At 46.9% G+C, this 20,038-nt stretch carries 15 protein-coding genes; 5 read left to right on the top strand and 10 right to left on the bottom strand.

All coding sequences use genetic code 11. The annotated features are described in order from the left end of the window. The first annotated feature begins 84 nt into the window (after window positions 1–84). Complete coding sequence (locus tag BC643_RS10900) at window positions 85–2,529, top strand: TonB-dependent receptor (RefSeq protein ID WP_120274242.1); 2,445 nt, start codon at window positions 85–87, stop codon at window positions 2,527–2,529. Between the two features lie 82 nt (window positions 2,530–2,611). Here the strand turns inward: BC643_RS10900 and BC643_RS10895 are convergent, their stop codons facing one another. Next, window positions 2,612–4,849 carry a calcineurin-like phosphoesterase C-terminal domain-containing protein gene (locus BC643_RS10895; RefSeq protein ID WP_120273113.1) on the bottom strand — a complete coding sequence of 746 codons (2,238 nt, stop codon included), beginning with the start codon at window positions 4,847–4,849 and terminating at the stop codon, window positions 2,612–2,614. Window positions 4,850–5,056: 207 nt separating this feature from the next. Between BC643_RS10895 and BC643_RS10890 the strand changes: the two genes are divergently transcribed. From BC643_RS10890 to BC643_RS10880, 3 genes are all read left to right on the top strand, one after another. Further along, window positions 5,057–5,947, top strand: a complete 891-nt coding sequence (locus tag BC643_RS10890; protein WP_120273112.1) for a tetratricopeptide repeat protein — start codon at window positions 5,057–5,059, stop codon at window positions 5,945–5,947. A gap of 500 nt (window positions 5,948–6,447) precedes the next feature. Then, the gene (locus BC643_RS10885) at window positions 6,448–7,365 is read left to right on the top strand and encodes a nuclear transport factor 2 family protein (RefSeq protein WP_120273111.1); all 918 of its coding nucleotides are present in this window, start codon (window positions 6,448–6,450) and stop codon (window positions 7,363–7,365) included. Window positions 7,366–7,476: 111 nt separating this feature from the next. Next, complete coding sequence (locus tag BC643_RS10880; RefSeq protein WP_120273110.1) at window positions 7,477–7,662, top strand: cysteine-rich CWC family protein; 186 nt, start codon at window positions 7,477–7,479, stop codon at window positions 7,660–7,662. Window positions 7,663–7,724: 62 nt separating this feature from the next. Here BC643_RS10880 and BC643_RS10875 read toward each other — a convergent pair whose 3' ends face one another. The 4 genes from BC643_RS10875 to BC643_RS10860 all read right to left on the bottom strand — a co-directional run bounded on the left by BC643_RS10875 (window position 7,725) and on the right by BC643_RS10860 (window position 12,112). After that, window positions 7,725–8,519 (bottom strand): formate/nitrite transporter family protein, encoded by a 795-nt coding sequence (locus BC643_RS10875; RefSeq protein ID WP_120273109.1) that lies wholly within the window; start codon window positions 8,517–8,519, stop codon window positions 7,725–7,727. A 107-nt stretch (window positions 8,520–8,626) separates the two neighbouring features. Continuing rightward, window positions 8,627–9,376, bottom strand: a complete 750-nt coding sequence (gene pflA / locus BC643_RS10870; RefSeq protein ID WP_120273108.1) for a pyruvate formate-lyase-activating protein — start codon at window positions 9,374–9,376, stop codon at window positions 8,627–8,629. A 77-nt stretch (window positions 9,377–9,453) separates the two neighbouring features. Then, entirely contained in the window at window positions 9,454–11,682 is a 2,229-nt protein-coding gene (gene pflB, locus BC643_RS10865) for a formate C-acetyltransferase (protein WP_120273107.1), read from the bottom strand. Between the two features lie 64 nt (window positions 11,683–11,746). Then, on the bottom strand, window positions 11,747–12,112 hold the full coding sequence (locus tag BC643_RS10860) for a DUF6686 family protein (protein WP_120273106.1): 366 nt from the start codon (window positions 12,110–12,112) through the stop codon (window positions 11,747–11,749). 124 nt (window positions 12,113–12,236) lie between these two features. On the opposite strand from BC643_RS10860, the gene BC643_RS10855 reads away from it, so the two are divergent. Beyond that, complete coding sequence (locus tag BC643_RS10855) at window positions 12,237–12,875, top strand: endonuclease III domain-containing protein (RefSeq protein ID WP_120273105.1); 639 nt, start codon at window positions 12,237–12,239, stop codon at window positions 12,873–12,875. 48 nt (window positions 12,876–12,923) lie between these two features. On the opposite strand, the gene hutF is transcribed toward BC643_RS10855, so the two are convergent. The 5 genes from hutF to hutH form a co-directional block, all read right to left on the bottom strand. Next, window positions 12,924–14,264: a formimidoylglutamate deiminase gene (gene hutF / locus BC643_RS10850; protein ID WP_120273104.1), complete on the bottom strand. Its 1,341-nt coding sequence runs from the start codon at window positions 14,262–14,264 to the stop codon at window positions 12,924–12,926. A 34-nt stretch (window positions 14,265–14,298) separates the two neighbouring features. Further along, window positions 14,299–15,111, bottom strand: coding sequence for an N-formylglutamate amidohydrolase (locus BC643_RS10845; protein WP_170154525.1), 813 nt, complete (start codon window positions 15,109–15,111; stop codon window positions 14,299–14,301). A 76-nt stretch (window positions 15,112–15,187) separates the two neighbouring features. After that, window positions 15,188–17,185, bottom strand: a complete 1,998-nt coding sequence (locus BC643_RS10840) for a urocanate hydratase (RefSeq protein WP_120273102.1) — start codon at window positions 17,183–17,185, stop codon at window positions 15,188–15,190. Between the two features lie 4 nt (window positions 17,186–17,189). Next, window positions 17,190–18,425 carry an imidazolonepropionase gene (hutI, locus tag BC643_RS10835; protein ID WP_120274241.1) on the bottom strand — a complete coding sequence of 412 codons (1,236 nt, stop codon included), beginning with the start codon at window positions 18,423–18,425 and terminating at the stop codon, window positions 17,190–17,192. A 13-nt stretch (window positions 18,426–18,438) separates the two neighbouring features. Next, window positions 18,439–20,013 (bottom strand): histidine ammonia-lyase, encoded by a 1,575-nt coding sequence (gene hutH / locus BC643_RS10830; protein WP_120273101.1) that lies wholly within the window; start codon window positions 20,011–20,013, stop codon window positions 18,439–18,441. Window positions 20,014–20,038: the final 25 nt, after the last annotated feature.

Here is a 20,038-nt window from a genome sequence, read left to right as displayed (position 1 = left end):
CTTTTGGGCCGCTGGAAGGCACTCGCTATGTCTTTTTTTTCGGTCGTGTTTTTTCATTTAACTCCATTAATTCAATTAAAATTCATGAAAAAACTAGGTTTATTATTTTGTTTAGTTTGTTTGCTTTTTGAATTTTCAATAGCGCAAACTTATCGGGTAACCGGTCGGGTGGTTGACGCCAACCAACACCCCCTGGTTGGTGTCAACATAACTGTCTCAAGCAGTACAAAAGGTACTCAAACCAACGAGTCGGGTGCATTCGTACTTGAAAACCTCTCTTCTTCGAAGTTGAATCTTCGTTTCTCATTTGTTGGATTTCGGACACTGGTACAAAAGGTCGATCTGTTGCAGCAAAACGTTGATTTGGGAGTCGTGGTGTTGCAGGAATCGAACGAGAATTTGGATGAAGTGGTTGTTGCCAAGGAGCGAACCAATCGCTTTACTGAAAAGCAGAGTGAATACGTAGCAAAAATGCCTCTAAAGAATCTGGAAAACCCGCAAGTGTATAATGTGGTGAATGCGGAGCTCCTGGAGGAACAGCTGGTTGTAAATTTCGACGATGCTTTGAAGAATGTGCCCGGAATGCAGAAATTGTGGGAATCTACCGGGCGAGGAAACGACGGTGCGGGATACTATTCAATGAGGGGTTTCAGCATTCAGCCTACCCTGATGAACGGTTTGCCTGCGTTAACACACGGAAGCCCCGATCCGGCCAATATCGAGGCAATCGAGGTCATGAAGGGACCTTCCGGAACACTCTACGGATCGAGTCTGATTTCGTATGGTGGACTGATCAATATTGTGACTAAAAAACCTTACGAAAGCTTTGGCGGCGAATTCACATACCTGACAGGTAGTTACGGTTTGAACCGTTTGACCGCTGATGTGAATTTACCATTGGACGAGGAAGGAAAAGTTCTTTTCCGGCTTAATACGGCTTATCATTATCAAAACAGTTGGCAGGACGCCGGATACCGGAAGTCGTTTTTTGTTGCACCGACGCTCTCTTATCAGGCCTCAGAACGTTTGTCGTTTCTGGTTGTCGCCGAGCTGATGCAAAACGAGCAAACCAACCAAACGATGTTGTTCCTGAACCGCAGTAATGCATTGACATTCGCTAATATTGACGAGATGCCTTACGATCCCAAACGTTCTTATACATCAAACAATTTGCCGGTGAAAAATCCCGCCTATAGTTTGCAGGCACAAATGAATTACAAATTGTCTTCAGCTTGGACCTCGCAAACGGCCGTAAGCAGAAGTCTGACCAAAGCGTTAGGATACTACTCCTATCTGTACGAATCAATCAATACAAACACGGTAACTTATTTGCCCAACGGTGCGGTGTTTGCCCGTTACGTGAGTGATCAGAATGCTACCACAGACGTTACGGATATTCAGCAGAACTTTATCGGCGATTTCAAAGTCGGCGGTCTTCGTAATCGAATGGTGGTCGGATTCGATTTTATGCAACGCAACTACATTAACAATAGCACTGGTTACACAACGAACGGATTGGTGTACATTGGGAGTGATGATGCACAGACCGTATATGATGTTGTTTATGGCGGTGAAACGGTCTCCAATTTCGACAGTGGAGTACTATCCAAACAAGCGATGGATGCTTTGTTGGAAGGCGTTTCAGTTAGTAACTCAATTACCAAAGAAAAGGTGTTCGGTGCTTATGTATCCGATGTCGTAAATGTATCCAAGGCTTTGTCGGTCATGGCCAGTTTGCGTGTCGATCGGTTTGAGGGTGATCCGGAAAGCGATGAGGATGATCAAACAGCGTTCTCTCCAAAGTTCGGAATAACCTATCAACCGATTCTGGATAAGCTGACCGTTTTTGCCAACTACATGGATGGTTTTAGCAATGTGGCATCACAAACCGTATCGGATGCTGATGGCAGTAACCAGCGAACAAAGTCCTTCGATCCGGAACATGCGAACCAGGCGGAAATCGGCGTGAAAACCAGCCTTTGGGAAGATCGACTGAGTGCGAGCCTCAGCTACTACGACATTAAAGTGCGTAACAAGGTGATGACAGACCCGGATAATCCTCGTGATTACCTGCAGGATGGAGAAGTAGAAAGTAAAGGGGTTGAGTTGAGTGTCATTGCAAACCCTTTCTCAGGTTTCAATGCTGTTTTGGGATACAGTTTCAACGATAGCGAAGTTGTGTCGGGTGCTGATGGTGTCGTGGGTACCCGTCCGTTGGAGGCCGGACCGGAAAACACCTTTAACTTTTGGGCCAGCTACCGATTGCAGAGTGGGAGTTTGGACGGTTTGGGTGCTGGATTCGGCCTGAACTATATCGGCGAAAACAATATCATTAATTATGCCGCAACTGGGACGTTTACACTTCCCGCTTACACAATTCTCAACGCATCCGTTTTCTATGAAATGGATAAATTCCGTTTAGCACTGAAGCTTGATAACTTGAGCGATGTGGAATATTACAGTGGTTGGAGTACCATTAATCCACAGCGTCCGCGAACCTTGTCGGCCAGCTTTGCTTACCGGTTTTAACTCCAAACTTTTCAGTCGATATAATATGAAAGAAAAGGCTGCCTCTGAGAGTGCAGCCTTTTCAAAAATTTATGGAAAAAGATCAGTAGCCTCTTGTTACGCGCAGCACGCGGTCTGGATAATTGCTGATAATTCCGTCGACCTGCATGCCGAGTATCTTTTTGATGTTTTCTTCATCATCAACTGTCCATGGAATGACTTTAACACCAGCCTCCCGGCAATTTTCCATCAAGCTGCGGTTTACGAGTGGATAATAGGGGCTGTAGACTTCCGGTGTAAAATTCAGCTTTTTCATATTCGCGTTAAATCCCAAAACATTGGCGACAAGGAAAGCCAATCGGGTTTCCGGGTATTTGTCGTGCAGGTAGTTGAGGGTGCGTGTGTCAAAACTTTGCACCAATAGGCGGTCTGCCAGTTTTTTACTTAATAGCACAGCCATGGCTTTGTCGGTAAAGTCTTTGTAGTCCGGAATTAAACCCTTTTTTTCTAAATCTTCGTCCGATTTAATTTCAATGTTGTAGTGTATCGGGCTGAAGTTGTTTTGGCTGGTAAATTGCTCGACCGAGTCGATTAGTGCGGAGACCAAAGGAATATAGGTTGCCACTTTCTCTTGCTCCGGAAATTTTTTGTACGGCTTGCTTCCGGTGTCGTATTTTTTGATTTCCTCGTACGTTAATTGGTAAAATGAAAAGTTTTGGGCCTCTTTTTCTGTCAGTTCGCTGCCATCTGGTTTGGTGGTATGGTCGGGGTTTAAATAGGCATCGTGTACAACAATCACTTTTCCGTCTTTGGTGATGTGTAAATCCAGTTCCAGTGTATTGGCTCCTAATTTCACACCGTTCAGCATCGACTGAATCGTATTTTCGGGCATCAGACCGGCACCACCTCGGTGCGCTTCCACATCTGTCGAGTTCAATTCAATGTCCTTTTCATATTGCTGCCCAAATCGATCAGTCGCTACGACGTTTATTTTCTTTGCACTCAGCGAAGGAGTGGCTGCAAAATAGAAAAAGCTCTTTTGGCTTTGTTTGTAGCCGGGCACTCGTTTTTCTCCGTCTTTCACTTGTTCAGCCAGGTAGTGCAGGTACTGGGGATCGTAGTTCGAAACCTGTTTCATGGCGCCCATTGCTTTCCCGTCTTCAAACCATTCGATTTTCCATTCCTGATCCCAGTTCCAGACTTTTGCGACCACCGCATTCGCCTGATTGGCAACAACACCTTTGTCGAAAACCACTAACTGGTAATCCCGGTCGTGCCCTACCGATTTATAGTACCAGCTCAGTTTTTCTGGTGTTCCTTCAAATACCTGGTAGCCGTTGGGTGTTCCGTCGCGACAGGTCTCGGCGGTCCACCAGGTTCCGCAAATTGCGCCGATGTTGTGTTCAATGATACCGGGAGCAACTTCCATATTCGAGTTGAGGTGCGTGTGACCCGAGATAAAACTCACCCGGTAATCTTTGCAAATATCCAGCAGCTGTTGCCCGTTCGAAATGACATGTCCATTCTGAACGTTCCTGAAAGGGGCGTGCATGGCGAAAACCAATTCTGAGCCTTTCGGGATAAATTGGAGGTAGTTTCTGACCCAATCCAGTTGGTCGGTCGTCAGTGCTTCGTCGTATTTTTTGTCGCCTTTGTAAATAATGTCATCCAGCACAATGTAATGCTGTAAACCCAGGTTGAAACCGTAATAGGTTGGCCCAAATTGCTGGCGGTAAATTTCGGCACTGGCGTAATCGTCGCTGAAATTCAAGTCGTGGTCGTGGTTGCCGATTACGGGGTAGAATGGTATTCCCAGTCCTGCCATGGCTTGCTTGTAATTGCTGAAAAGGTCCAGCTCATCCCAGGCAATATCGCCCAAAGCAATGCCGATTGTATTTGTCTTTTTCGCTTCGTACGCACCAACACTTGCCTTTAAGTCAGTCACCGATTCTCGCTCGAAACGTTCAAACTGTTCAAGTGTTTGCGTTTGGGGATCGGCAGTTGCCAGCAAGGCATATTTGTCGTCGTCGAAAGGAAGTTTTTCGAGCTCAAATGTAAAATCGGTTGCTTCGGCTTTCAGGTTTTGATAAAACAGGGGAGTGCCGCTTGCAAATGGTGCCGAGTATCCTGAGGGTGTGAAAATATAAATGAAGTCGGCTGCATCGGCGGCGTTCAGCTGAAAAGTACCATCGGAGCCGGTTTGTGTGAAGTTGGTTCCGTCGGTTACTATGATGCCGGGCAGGATTTGATTGCCCGATTTGACAAGTCCGTGAATTTCGCGTGCCCAAAGGCTGCTTTGTACAGCCAGAAACAGGGCAGTCAGGAATAAATATCTCAACATCGTTTTCTGTTTTTGTAAAGTTCGAAAATACAAATGGAAGTTAGCGCTTCAATTTGAAAGCTGTTACGTTATGGTTACATCTTTTTTTGAAGAAGGCTTTTGCCGATGTTTCGGAATGATTTCATCTATGCGTATTTCAATAACTGCTAAAATTCGAGTATCTTTCGCCCACTATTATTACTAACGCTACTATTTTAAAATTTAAACATGAAAAGAATATTTTTTACCCTCCTCATTGTATGCGCTTTTGTCTTTTTCGGGGCTGCGCAAAATGCCGATGTTTTAAAGAGTGACGCGATTAGTGCCGAATCGCAGGAGCAATACGCCGATGCAGCGAGATTGTTCGAAGAGGCGCATGCCGCTTACAAAGCTGCCAACGTGGTTGATACCGCTTGCGTATACCGCGCCGGTATGAATTATGTGAAAATCGACCAGTTTGATAAGGCAATCCCTTTGCTGGAAGAAACTATGGCGCTGAATTACAATCCCGGACGTACTTCCCGTTTGCTGGCTGATGCCTATGTGGGCTTGAAGCAAAATGACAAAGCAGAAGAAATCCTGGTGAAAGGAAAAGAGGCCAGTCCGGAAGAGTCGCTCGATTTCGATAAGAAACTGGCTTACCTTTATTTCAACACCGGTAAATACGAACAATCGGCAGAAACTTTCAAAGCAGTGAACGAAGGTGATCCCGGCAAGAAAAACTACATGTATTTGTATGGGTTCAGCCTGGAGCGTATTCAGAAATACGACGAAGCCATTGGTGTTTTTCAAAGTATGCAGGAACAGTTTCCCGGCGACAAACGCTCGAAAAAGATGCTGGGTGTAACCATGTTTGAGAAAACCGACGCTCAGAACGAAGCCGAGGTGGCACGCTATGAAGCTGCCAAAAAAGCCAACCAAGCGAAGTTGGAAGACTACATCGGTACCAAAAAGCGCCTCGACGATATTAATGCCGGTTACGAAGATGCACGGGTGATTCTCGAAGAGTCGTTAACCGAATATCCAAACGACCAATTGGTGATTACTTCGCTATACAAGCTCTACAAAAAGCAGTTTAAAGAAGACAAAGCAGAGCAAATGAAAAAGCGGATTAAATAGCTCTAAAAAGGCTCTACCGACTATATAAAGCTCAATTTTATTTGTTGGGCAACCGAGGTGCTTGCAGGATTTCCTGCAAGCACCTCGTGTTTTAAAGTAGCTCAACTGTACTGCTTAATTTAGATTATCAATATTTTTAATTCTTTTCAAAGGTGGGTTTTAAATCAGCGACATTTCAAATCGATGAACATCAATATGATGAGTTCAAAAAATAAATAAGATAAATTTATCCTTTATTATCATCATAACTATCATTTTATAATTATTTATATGCAATTGAGTCGTGTCTCAAAATCCTGCTAGTGACAAGCCTTTTGTTAAGATATTTCTAGATTCTCTTGTTTTTGCGAATCTGATCTGTTGTTGATAATTTTTCTGCATGTTTTATTTATTATGCTGACAGTCAGGGATCTGTGTTGTCTTTGTATTTCTTTTTTCGTAAATTTATTTAGATACAGTATAAATAATCTCTCTAAGTACTTACCTAAATTTCTACATGTATGAAAAAGCTATCACTTTTGCTCGTTGTGCTTTTCCTGGCTGTAACAGGTTTCGCACAGGAGAAAGAAAACGGAAAAGTTTACATCGAACATCCTGCTCTGCAGAAAGTAAATCAATTTTGGCAAGCCTTTGTTGCCGGTGATAAAGATGCCTACACTTCGTTTTTGGCTGACACTGTAGCCATTGTGCGAAATGGCAACTTTTGGCGATCGCCCAAGGAAAACATGGCTAAAGGTCTCGACTGGTGGGCGAAAGAGTTTGAAAATCTAAAGGTAGTTACGGATACACCTGCTTATGCCGACGCGATTCTTTATGATGAAGGAGGTTTGTGGGTGCAGGATTGGCTGCGGATAAAAGCTACCCACACGAAATCAGGCATCAACATGGATCTGCGCCTTCATAATTTATATAGTTTCAACGAAGACGGGAAGATCGCTTCTCTTCATCAATATTTTAACAATGACATCTTCGAAGCCATTAACACAAGTGGTGGAACGATTGAAAATGGGGAAGTCTACATTCAGCATCCTTACATTATTACGGTTCGCAAAGCCGTGAATGCCTATGCGGCCAAAGATGCGGCGACTTTAAAAACGTTTTATGCCGAAGGTGCGCGTTTCAGTAATTCAACCATGAAATGGCGTGAAAGTATTGGTTTGGATGAAGTTCTGGCAGGCTGGCAAGGTTTCTGGGATAAAACTGAAGATATTTATTTAGAACAGGTCGGCTACCCCGACTGCATTTACTACGCCAAAAATGACGAGTACAATGTTTACAGCTGGTGGATTTTGCGTACCACGATGAAGGAAAGCGGGAAAAAAATTGCCGCACCCATCATGCTGTCGATCTCTTTCGATAAGGAGGGCAAAATTACCCGGGATATGGCTTACTACAGCAGCAATCATTTCGAGGAATAAAAACTTCGTAAACTAATGAGAGCCCACTGTTGACCGCAGTGGGTTTTTTTATGTCTTTTGTTGAACTCTATCTCCGGACGGGTGTTTTGGATAGCGAAATAGTGACAAAGAATGAATAATTACGAAGCACAAACCTGCGATAACTGCGGTGCCGATCTGCATTGTTACGGCGATTTGAACTGTGAGTGCGCCGACCTGAAAATTCCGGAACACGTGCAGGATTATATCGGTGCGACTTTTGACCGTTGCCTGTGCCGGAAATGTATCCTGAAGTTAATTGCTGAAATGGGTAATTAGTCTCAGGCCACAAGCCCCAAGTACCTCAGATGTTGAATTTGGTTACTGAAAACTGTGACTGATCACTGATCAGTCTTCCTTTTTCCGTAAGCATACCAATAGAGTGTACCAACAAAGAAGGCCCCGCCTACAATGTTGCCCAGTGTTGCCGCAATCAGGTTATGGAACACAAAGTCGGACCACGTTACGCTTGAACCTTCAAAAATAGCCAGCGGAATGAAGAACATGTTGGCAATGGAGTGTTCGTAACCCAAGGCAACGAAAGTCATCACCGGCCACCAAATGCCGAGGATTTTGCCGGTTGTATGCTGCGCCGACATGCCCATCCACATGGCTAAACACACCAGCCAGTTGGCACCAATGCCTTTCAAAAAAGTTTTGTAGAAGGGATTCGACGTTTTGCTTTCCGCAATATTCAGTACAGTTTGGTGCCAGGGATCATGGCTGACCAAATCGGTGAGGTGAACCAGGAAATAAGCCACGACCAGCGAACCGATAAAGTTACCAAAATACACCAATGCCCAATTACGAAGAGGGGCGGTCCAGCTTTGTTGCCCACTTAATACGTTGGGCATGAAATAGGCATTATTGCCGGTAAACAATTCAGCACCGGCCATCACAACCATCATCAGGCCAACAGGGAAAGTGGCTCCGAAAATAAACTTGGCAATACCGGGATTGCTTGCTGCCAATTCGGGAATACCACCGCCGACAATGATCGAAAGCAATCCGCCGAACGAGATGTACGCGCCGGCCAGGAAACTCAGTACCAATATTTTTTTGACCTTGTAATTGTCTTTCACGATTGCCGTTTCGCCGGCGATTTCGAGTATGCGTGGTGGTGTATTTAAGCTCATGCGTTTAGAAATTAGATTTTAGAAAAATGATGGTTAGACAATCGTAAATGGTAATTTATCAATAGTCATTCGCCTGGTTTTGTAGTGAAGTCTGTTTGTTCCCGTCGTTATTTACTGATGACTTCTTTAAAATGCCCGTCAAGCATTGTCCGGGCTTGTTCAACTTCCTCCGGAGTATTTTCCCGCACATCTTCCAACTGGTACTTCTCGCCCAAGGCTTCCCATTTGTATTGTCCTAATTTGTGGTAGGGAAGAATTTCCACTCGTTCCAGGTATTCGTTTCCCGAAAACTGATCGATCAGCCACTGCAGGTACTCCGGCTTGTTGGTGTAGCCCGGAATGAGTACATATCGCAGCCAGTAGGGCTTTCGACTTTTCTCGCGCAAGGAGATCAGTTCAATGGCCGTTTGCAATCCATTGCGTCCGGTCAGGTTTTCAAAACCGGCTTCGGTGGTGTGTTTGATGTCGAACATCACGAGGTCGGAAAGCTCGCTAATCAATTCCTTTGCGTACACATTCGCCACGGTAGCATTGGTGTCGATGTTGGTGTGAATGCCTTCAGCTTTTAGTTTCTGAAACAGTGGAACTAGTGTTTTGCTCTGCAGCAAAGGTTCTCCCCCCGAAACGGTCACGCCTCCTTTTTGTCCAAAGTAGGTTTTCATGTTGACTGCGCGCCGCACAATTTCATCTAGTTCAATCAGCTGACCGCCTTCGTGCTTGATGGTGTCGGCATTTTGGCAGTAAAGACATTTCAAATTACAGCCCTGCAAAAACACAACCAGCCGAATTCCCGGTCCGTCGTGCGTTCCGAACGATTCAATGGAATGAACTTTCAACTGTGGCGAGGTTTCAGTCATGGAGATACCCTGGGTATTAGTGAAAAATACCCGTACTCGATTGCCAAGTACGGGTGATTTATTTGTTTTCGTTAAAATTACATGGTTTCGTGGAAGGAGCGGGTGAGCACTTCCATTTGCTGTTCGCGCGAAAGGCGAACAAAATTCACTGCATAACCTGACACCCGGATGGTCAGCTGTGGATATTCTTCCGGGTGAGCCATGGCATCTTCCAGCAGCTCTCGGTCAAGCACGTTGACGTTTAGGTGCTGTGCATTTTTCCCGAAGTAGCCGTCCAAAGTGGCAACTAAGTTGGCAACACGTTCTTCCTCGTTACGTCCCAGTGACTTCGGAACAATCGAGAAGGTGTTTGAAATACCGTCCTGCGAATCTTTATAGTCGATCTTGGCCACCGAATTCAACGAGGCAATGGCACCATGAGTGTCGCGTCCGTGCATCGGGTTTGCCCCCGGAGCAAATGGCACACCTTTGCCACGACCGTCAGGTGTTGCACCGGTCTTTTTACCGTAAACTACGTTCGAGGTAATCGTCAGTACCGACATGGTTGGATTAGCATTCTTGTAAACCGGTAGTTGTTTCAGCTCGTTGCTGAAATGCGCCACCACATCGCGGGCGATCAGGTCAACACGGTCGTCGTCGTTTCCGTATTTCGGGAAATCGCCTTCAATCGCAAAATCAATTGTTAAGCCATCTTCGTTCCGAACAGGCTTCACCTTGGCATGCTTGATAGCCGAAAGTGAGTCGGCAACAATCGACAAACCGGCAATACCGTACGCGAGGTTGATACGTGGATTTGTATCGATTAACGACATCTGGGCCTTTTCGTAGTAATATTTGTCGTGCATGTAGTGAATGATGTTCATCGATTCGTTGTACACGCGTGCTACTTCTTTCATGGCAATTTTGAAGTTGGCAATCACTTCATCGTAGTTCAGGTAATCGCTTTTAACTGCAGGAATACCATTTACCACTTGCGTTCCGGTGTTTTCGCAGCGTCCCTGATTGAGGGCCAACAGTAAGGTTTTCGCCAAATTGGTACGTGCTCCGAAGAACTGGATGTGTTTTCCCAATTCCTGGAATGACACACAACAGGCAATACCGTAGTCGTCCGAGCAGCTGGTAGTCCGCATCAAGTCGTCGTTTTCATATTGAATAGACGAGGTGTCGATCGAAACCTTGGCACAGAACTCTTTAAAGTGCAGTGGCAATTGTTGCGACCACAAAATCGTGATGTTCGGCTCCGGTGACGGTCCCAGATTGTAAAGGGTGTTGAGGAAGCGGAACGCTGTTTTGGTTACTTTGCTGCGTCCGTCCATCAGCATACCGCCGATTGATTCGGTTACCCAGGTCGGGTCGCCCGCAAAAATTTGTTCGTAAGCTTCCATACGCAGGTGACGAACCATGCGCAGCTTCATTACAAACTGGTCGATGTATTCCTGCGCCTGTTCTTCTGTAATCAACCCGGCTTCCAGGTCACGATCGATGAAAATATCAAGGAACGACGACACACTTCCCAGTGACATGGCAGCTCCGTCTTGCTCTTTTACCGCAGCCAGGTAAGCCATGTAGGTCCATTGTACGGCTTCGCGGGCAGTTTCTGCCGGACGGGAAAGATCGAGTTCATAGGCTTTGCCCATCTCAATCATGTCGTACAACGCTTTGATCTGCTCGGCCACTTCTTCACGCAAACGAATGGTGGCGTCGCTCATCGGGCCGGTAATATTGTCGAGGTCTTCTTTTTTACCTTCAATCAATCGGTTGATTCCGTACAGTGCGACACGGCGGTAGTCGCCAATGATACGGCCACGGGCGTAGTTGTCGGGCAAGCCGGTAAGGAACCCGAGCGAACGGAACGTGCGGATTTCGTTGGTGTAGGTGTCAAACACGCCATCGTTGTGGGTTTTGGCGTATTTTTCGAAAGTTTCTGCAACGTTAGCATCGGGTTGGTAACCGTGTTCTGCCAGCGCGCGGCTCACAACTTTGAAACCGCCGTAAGGCTTCATAGCACGTTTCAGTAACTCGTCGGTCTGCAAACCAACAATCACTTCCTTGTCCTTGTCAATGTATCCTGCCGGAAATGATTTGATGGTGGATACAATTTTCGTGTCCACATTGCGTAAACCATTCTTGGCGCGCTCTTCTTTCAGTGCTTGTTTACAGATGTCCCAAAGGGCTTTTGTGTTCTCGGTTGGGCCGCACAGGAATTTATAATCGCCTGTGTAAGTGGTGATGTTCTTCGAAACGAAGTCGCGTACATCGATAGCTTCGTTCCATCGGCCTACTTTAAATGGGTATGTCGATTTCATAATTCTTAGTTTTTATGTTAGAAGATGATTGCGTGAAATCACAGCGAATCACCTGTTTTGCCTTCTAGTTTTTTGAAATGTGGAGTTCTACTGTTCTTGGTTTGATCAATCTTAGTTTTTGAGGTGGAAATAAATTGGCAACCAACAGTTCTTTCAGCTCATAAAGCTCTTCCAAACTGAAACTCATAATCAGGTTCGGATGATTGATCGGGATGAGAATTTTACGTTCGCCGGAATGGTCTTCATTTTTTTTGACCCAGTATTTACCGTCCAGGTTTTGGATGTAGGTCTGGAAATTGTTGTATTCCTTTTGGTTGAAGCTGAAATTCAGGTTTTTATAGTCCACATGAATTTTATTGCATTCGGAACACTTGTAGATACGACCGTTTATGGTCTGATTGATAATCAATTCGCCTCTTCCTTCGATCATGTTTTGTTTTTCTATTTAAAACGATTCAAAATAACAAATGTTTTCAAAACTATGCAATCGCTAAATGTTGGTATTTTCAGTATCTTGATTTTATTGAAAAAACGAGATTAAAAAAACCGAAACAATGGAAATAAATTGGACAGAACAGCTTCAGCCGATATTTGAACAATACGGAAAACGGCAGCATCCGCTGGACTATAAAAGCCGGTACCAGTTGGTGGTGATGGTGGTGTTGTCGGCGCAGACAACAGACCAGATGATTAACGAGTTGGCTCCGAATTTTTTTGCCGTTTACCCGGATATGCAGACGTTGGCAACGGCAGAACCTGAGGATCTGTACGAATACATCGCGAAGGTTCGAAGTTTCAGAAACAAATCGAATTGGTTGGTGCAGATCGCAAGGGAAGTTGGTTCGGATGAAAATATTCCCCGGACGATGGCCGAGCTGACCAAGCTTCCCGGCTTGGGGAGGAAATCGGCAAATGTTATTATCCGCGAATCGGGAGATCCGGCAGAAGGCATTATTGTGGATTTGCACGTTTTGCGTGTTGCTCCGCGTTTGGGGATCGCCGAGGAAGATCCCAAACCAAAACCGGAAAAAGTTGAGAAGCAAATGATGACCGAATTGCCGCCCGAAAAATGGAACGAGGCTGGAATGGCTATTTCATTTTTGGGGAGGGAGATATGCCGGCCAACAAACCCATTATGCCCCGAATGCCCGGTGAATTCCGTTTGTTTGTATTTCAAGGAGCACAAAAAATAGAGAGGGAACTCGTGTTGGAATTCCCTCTCTACTTTTTGTATTTTCAAATCAGTAATTTGCAGATGTTTGCTTGCAGCTTGGGCAATATTCGGCATTCTCAACAACCCATTGGCCATCTACAATTGTTCCCCGAACATCCGACGAATCCGAGTTGTAGATGATGGCTGGCAGCAAATGCTCCAAACTCACTTGTTGCAAAACCGGGTTGTCGGCCCGGTAAATAACAGCATCGAAGGCGGCACCAATGCTGAAATACTTTTCGTTGTTTGTTCCCATTGCTTTTCGCCCGTTCATGAGGGCTTGGTGCAGCAAGGTTTTTCCGCCGTCGGAGAAGGTGTTGCGTTTGTGGCTCACCAGTCGTTGCGCATAATCCATCCAGCGGAAATCTTCGAGCGGGTTGAGGCAGATGTGACTGTCAGTACCGATTGACCAATTGCCACCTGCAGCATGAAAATCACACAACCGGAAAATTCCGTCGCCCAGGTTTCCCTCGGTTCCGGGGCAAAGCACCACGTTGGCTTTCGATTTGGCCAGCCCATCCAGCTCTTCATCGGTCAAGTGCGTGCAGTGAACCAAATGAAAACGTTCATTCAAGCCAATTTTATCCAGTAGCCAGTCGACCGGCGTCGTGCCCAAATGATTTTTACAGTCTTCCAATTCTTTCAGTTGTTCAGCCGCGTGAATGTGAAAAGGTAAATTTTTGGGGCCTTGCGCAACCGTGGCGATAATATCGCAGGCATCGACAGCCCGCATGGAATGCACGCCAAAACCCAGCTGCGCATTTTCGTAATAGTCAACTGCTTTTCGGCTGCTCTCCAGAAGTTTGAAATAGTCATCGAAGGTCTTCGAAATGAAACGACGCTGTTGCGGATAGAATTGGGTTCCGAAATTTCCTTTCTGGTAAAAAACCGGCACGAGTGTCATTTTAATTCCGGCTTCGGAGGCTGCCTCGATCAAGGCTGTTCCTGTTTCGGCCGGGTTGGCGTAAGGTTTTCCGTCCTTGTCGTGATGCAGGTAATGAAATTCGGCAACCTGCGTGTAGCCGTTTTTCAGCATCCGTCGGTATAAATTCAGCGCGACTTTTTTCAGATCATCCGGCGAAAAGGACAAGGCGCAACGATACATCGCCTCGCGCCAGCTCCAGAAGTCGTCATCGGTTCCGGCTTGGTGTGTTTCGGCCATTCCGGCCATCCCATATTGGAAAGCGTGCGAGTGCGCATTCTGGAACCCGGGGAGCACATAGCCGTCAATCTTTTCAAAGTCGGCGAATGGTTCATCAGGTTTAGTCTTGTTGATGTAGGTGATCTGTCCGGTTGAATTCACACCAACGTAAGCCGGACTGATCCATCCCTCTTCGGTGAAGAGTGCAGTAAATTGAAAGAGTTTCATATTTCGTTTGGGATTGAAATTCGATGATTGATTATTAGCGAAGCAGCTCTTTGTTCAGCTCAAGAAGTGTTTCGCGAAGCAGTTGTTGCAATTTCGAAGCTCGCGCCGGATGATATTCGGTTTCGCTGTCGTTCATGTAAATATCTTTCGACATTTCAAGCTGAATGGCGTACTGTCTCTGTGCCGGTTTCCCAAAGTTTCGGGTGATGTTCCCGCCTTTGAAAGGCGTATTTAAGCTCAGTTGATAGTTGCCTGAAGCCAGTTTTCTGCTGACCAATAGTTCGAGATGAACAGGAACCGAAGCGCTGTCGGCTGTGCCTAAGATCAAATCCGGAAACTTCTCAGTGCGAACTCCGGGAACAAAACGCCGAATGGAATGGCAATCCCACAGCAGGGCAACGCCAAACTTTTGCTGAACTTCGTCCAATAACGATTGAACAGCGGCGTAATACGGCTCAAAGTACATCTCTTTCCTTCGTGTAATTTCTTCTTTGGAAACGACTTTGCGCTCGTCTGTGTAAATTCGGTTGCCATTAAAATCTGTTGACGGACAAACGGAAGTAATTACCCGTCCATCGCTGTAAAGGGGCACGCCGTCTGGATTCCGGTTTAAGTCAATCAGCAGTCGGCTGTAATTGGCTTTAATGGTTAGCATGCCTAGTTCCCGGGCAAATGCATAAATATCTTCCACAAACCAATCGGTATCGTCGGCTGGTAACATATCGGATTTGAACTCCGATAGCAGTTCGGTTGGGATATCGGTTCCGCTATGAGGTATGCTCAACACGATCGGCGAGAGGATTTCCGCTGGTCGTGTGATGGTAAAAAGGTTATCGTTGTTGTTCATTAAATCGTGCATTAAGCTTCAAGCTACAGGCCTCAAGACGGGATTTTGCTTGAAGCTTGTAGCTTTTTACTTGTGACTATAGATTATTTAAGATCTCTCTATCCACCAGGTTGGGTAAGGTCACTTTCAGTCCCGGTGTGTGCTTCATTTCTTCGGCAATGGCAAACATGGCCTCTTTGTTCCGTGCCCACGAGCGGCGGGCAATGCCGTTGTTCACGTCGTAGAGAAGCATCATTTTCAGCTTTTCATCGGCTTCCTGAGAGCCGTCGAGTACCATGCCAAATCCACCGTTGGTCACTTCGCCCCAGCCAACACCACCTCCATTGTGCAGCGATACCCAGGTCGCACCGCGACTGGCGTCACCAATGACGTTTTGCACGGCCATATCGGCCGTAAAGCTACTGCCATCGTAGATATTGCTGGTTTCGCGAAAAGGTGAATCCGTTCCACTCACGTCGTGATGGTCCCGGCCAAGTACAATTGGCGCCGAAATTTCCTTACTCCGAATGGCTTCGTTGAAGCGAAAAGCGATTTCAATGCGGGCGTTCGAGTTCGCGTAAAGAATTCGGGCTTGCGAGCCAACCACCATGTTATTGTTACCGGCCTCTTCCATCCAGTGAATGTTGTCGGCAAGTTGCATTTTCGTTTCTGCTGGTGCTTTTTTATGCATTTCGCGTAACACGTCAAGTGCAATTTGGTCGGAATATTCCAGGTCTTTTGGATCTCCGGAACTGCAAACCCAGCGGAAGGGACCAAAGCCATAGTCGAAATACATGGGGCCTAAAATATCCTGGACGTACGATGGATAACGGAATTTGCTGCCATCTTCAGTCATCACATCGGCATTCGCTTTGCTGCACTCAAGCAGGAACGCGTTGCCGTAATCGAAGAAGTAAGTTCCTTTTGCAGCATGGCGATTCACGGCTGCCGCATGTCGGCGCAACGAGGCCTGTACTTCTACTTTAAACTGTTCGGGGTTTTCAGAAATCATTTTTTGTGCTTCTTCAAAACTCAAACTGACCGGATAATATCCGCCGGAATAAGGGTTGTGCAGCGAAGTCTGGTCGGAACCAATTTCAACATGCAAACCCACTTTGTCGAAATATTCCCATACATCAACAATGTTGCCCCAATAGGCAATCGATACGGTTTCTTTTTTCTCTTTGGCCAGGGAAACGCGCGTTACCAATTCGTCGAGATTATCGATAATTTCATCAACCCAACCTTGAGAATGGCGCTTCTTGATCGCTTGTATATTCACTTCGGCACACACCGAAATACAACCGACAATATTCCCGGCTTTCGGTTGGGCGCCACTCATGCCACCCAGTCCCGCGGTCAGGAAGATTTTACCTTTCGGACTTTCATTCATCGCTAATTTTTTGCGGAAAGCATTCATTACAGTGATGGTTGTCCCGTGAATGATTCCCTGTGGGCCGATGTACATCCACGAACCGGCTGTCATTTGTCCGTATTGCGTAACGCCCAGCGCATTGTATTTCTCCCAGTCGTCGGGTTTCGAGTAATTCGGAATCATCATGCCGTTGCTGATGATGACACGAGGCGACGATTTGAAGGACGGAAACAGCCCCATGGGATGGCCGCTGTACATGTGTAGTGTTTGCTCGTCAGTCATTTCGGCCAGGTATTTCATGGTGAGCAGGTACTGTGCCCAGTTTTGAAATACGGCACCATTGCCGCCATAAGTGATCAGCTCGTGCGGGTGCTGTGCAACTGCCGGATCCAGGTTGTTCTGAATCATCAGCATCATTGCTGCAGCGTGATGCGATTGTGCCGGGTATTCACCAATCGGTCGGGCGTACATCTCGTAATCCGGACGAAAACGGTACATGTAAATGCGCCCGTAATCTTGCAGTTCCTGCATGAATTCGGGTGCCAACTCGGCATGCCATGCCGCCGGGAAGTAGCGTAGCGCATTGGTGATGGCGAGCTTCTTTTCTTCTGCCGAAAGAATGTCTTTCCGTTTTGGCGCGTGGCTGATTGTTGGGTCATAGGCCTTGGGAGCCGGCAATTGGCAGGGGATTCCCTGTAATATTTGTTCTTTGAAAGTCATGGTGCTAGTTGATTTTTTGTCCGTTTTTATAAACTTGTTCAGGCTTCAATTTGCCCTGGTTGTATAAAATCTCCCGGTAATCGGAAGTCGGGAAGAGAATGAAATCCGCTTTTTGTCCTTTTACGAGTTTGCCACGATCGGTTAATTTGAGGGCAGCGGCAGCGCGATAGGTGATCGCTGCGAAAATTTCGGCGGCGCTCAGTTTTTCGGCGGCGCCCAAAATAGCAGCCTGGCAGAGCAAATCGCCCATCGGAGCAGATCCTGGGTTCCAGTCGCTGGCAATGACCAATGGCAATCCGGCATCGAGAAGTTTGCGGGCGGGTGCATAGTTGCAGCCCAGTCCGAGTGATGCGCCTGGTAATACGACTGGTACAACGCCGGATTCTGCGAGCAACTGAATTTCTTTGTTGGTGCTGGTTTCCAGGTGGTCAGCGCTCACCGCGCCATGTTCGGCTGCGACCGCGCTCCCGGTTGCTGTAAACTGGTCAGCGTGAACGGTGATGTCGAAGTCCAGTTCTTTCGCAGCTTTAAAGTAGTTGTACACATCTTCAGCCTGAAAAGCTTCCTGTTCCACAAAGGCATCGATTCGCGAGCAAAGATTTTCATCTTTTAAAACGGGGAATAGTTTTTCAATTACTTCTGCTAAATATTCCTGTTTCGCTCCTTCAAAATCGAAAGGATGTTTGTGTGCCGCGAGACAGGTAGCGATCAGGTCAGCCGGAGTTTTCGAGTTTGCTTGTTGAATGGCACGCAACATCTTTAGTTCTTCGTTTACCGAAAGCCCGTATCCGCTTTTAACCTCGCAGGTGGTGACACCTTCGCTCAAATGACGGACAATTCGTTTTAAAATACCGGCAGTCAGTTCTTCCTGTGTGGCCTTGCGCGTTTGGCGAACTGTATCCAAGATGCCGCCACCTTCGGCTGCTATTTCCAGATAGCTTTTTCCGGCTGTGCGCATCGCATAATCGCGGGCACGCGAACCCCCAAAGCAGATGTGGGTGTGACTGTCGACAAATCCCGGCAGACAAACAAAGTCGTCTTTCAGCTCGATGATCTTGATCGGTTGCTCGGTCGATTTTGCTTTGAGTGATTCAAAGTCTCCTGTTTCCACAATTCCGTTCTCATCAAACAGAATTCCTGCGTTTGGAACAGGTTGAAGTAATTCATCGGCGATGGGGCCTTGTTCGGGCAGACCATCCATGGTCAGCAATTCTCGTATTGGTCCGATTAGATAGTTCATCTCAACTTTCGGCTTAAAATTCATCAAATAAGTTGCTCAGCGATGTTTGATAAGGAGCCGACGTTTCTTCGGAAATTTCCTTAGCCGTGGCAACCAGGCTGGCATTTTTAACCATGCCGATGGTGTGATGCATGTAATCGTTGATCAATTCATCTTCGGTGATGTGGGGAACCTGCTTCCGAACCTCTTTTTGCAATCCGTCCAAAATCGGTGTCGGGCGGAGTGGTGCGTGGAAGTCGAGCGCTTGGGCGGCGCAGAAAAGCTCCAGCCCAAGGATGCGTTCCACGTTGTCGATCACCTGCAGCAGTTTGCGCCCGCTGATGGAGCCCATGCTCACATGATCTTCCTGGCCCATAGAGGTCGGGATGCTGTCGGCGCTGGCCGGGTAGCACAAACTTTTGTTCTCGCTGGCCAGTGCAGCCGATGTGTATTGAACGATCATGAAGCCTGAGTTGAGCCCGGTTTCTTTCAGCAGAAGTTTGGGGACTCCGGGGTAGTTGCCCATGAGCGACAAATAGATGCGTCGGTCGGAAATGTTTCCGATTTCAGAAGCGGCCAGGCAGGCGTAGTCCATGGGCATGGCAATGGGCTGCCCGTGGAAGTTCCCGCCACTGATGGTAGAGCCATCTTCAAAAACAATCGGGTTGTCGGTGACCGAGTTGATTTCAACTTCGATGGTTTCTTTCAAATGTAGCCAGGCGTTCCACGATGCCCCGTGAACTTGTGGAATACAGCGCAAAGAATAAGGATCCTGAACACGGGTACAACCGGCATGCGAATGGACGATATCGGAATTTGTCAACAGGTTGGTGACCGTTTCTGCTGTGTGTCGGTTTCCTTTGAACGGACGAATTTCGTGCAGTTGTGGCAGGAATGGTCGAGCCGATCCGGTCAAGCCTTCAATCATCATGGCGCCGATCAGGTCGGCTGAGGCGATCAGGTTTTGCATTTTGATGACGGCAACAACCGCGTGTGCGGCCATGAACTGCGTACCGTTGATCAGTGCCAGACCTTCTTTGCCATTCAATTTGTGTGGTTCCCGACCGAGTTCTTTTAAAACCTCGGAAGTTTCTCGCCGTTGGCCTTTGTAGTCAACTTTTCCCAGTCCAATCAGTGGAAGGAATAGATGAGACAGTGGAGCCAAATCGCCGGATGCGCCAACGGATCCCTGTTTGGGAACGACCGGAGTGACACCGCGGTCGATGTGCCAGATGATGCGGTCGAGTGTCGCCTCCTGGATGCCTGAAAATCCTTTGGCCAGCGCATGGACTTTCAAAACCAGCATAATGGCTGCGATGGAAGTCGGAATGGGATCACCGGTTCCAACAGCATGGCTTTTCAAAATATTTTCCTGTAACTTCTTGGTGTCGGCCGCAGAAACCCGCGTTGTACAAAGCGGACCAAATCCGGTATTGATGCCGTAAACTGCCTGATCCGACTGGATGATGTCTTCAACAATCTGTTGTGATTTCCGGACTCGCTCTCTTGTTTCCGGACTTAAAATTCCCTTCAGCTCGCCGCTGCTGAGTGCCAGCGCTTTGGAAGCGGTCATGAAATCTTCGCCGTAATGAAATACCTCTGTCGACATATGTAATGTTTTTCTTTTAGTTCAA

This window comes from Mangrovibacterium diazotrophicum (genome assembly GCF_003610535.1).
Taxonomy (GTDB): domain Bacteria; phylum Bacteroidota; class Bacteroidia; order Bacteroidales; family Prolixibacteraceae; genus Mangrovibacterium; species Mangrovibacterium diazotrophicum.
The sequence above is the reverse complement of the archived record's forward strand: the minus strand, read 5'-3'. Positions and strand labels throughout refer to the sequence as shown.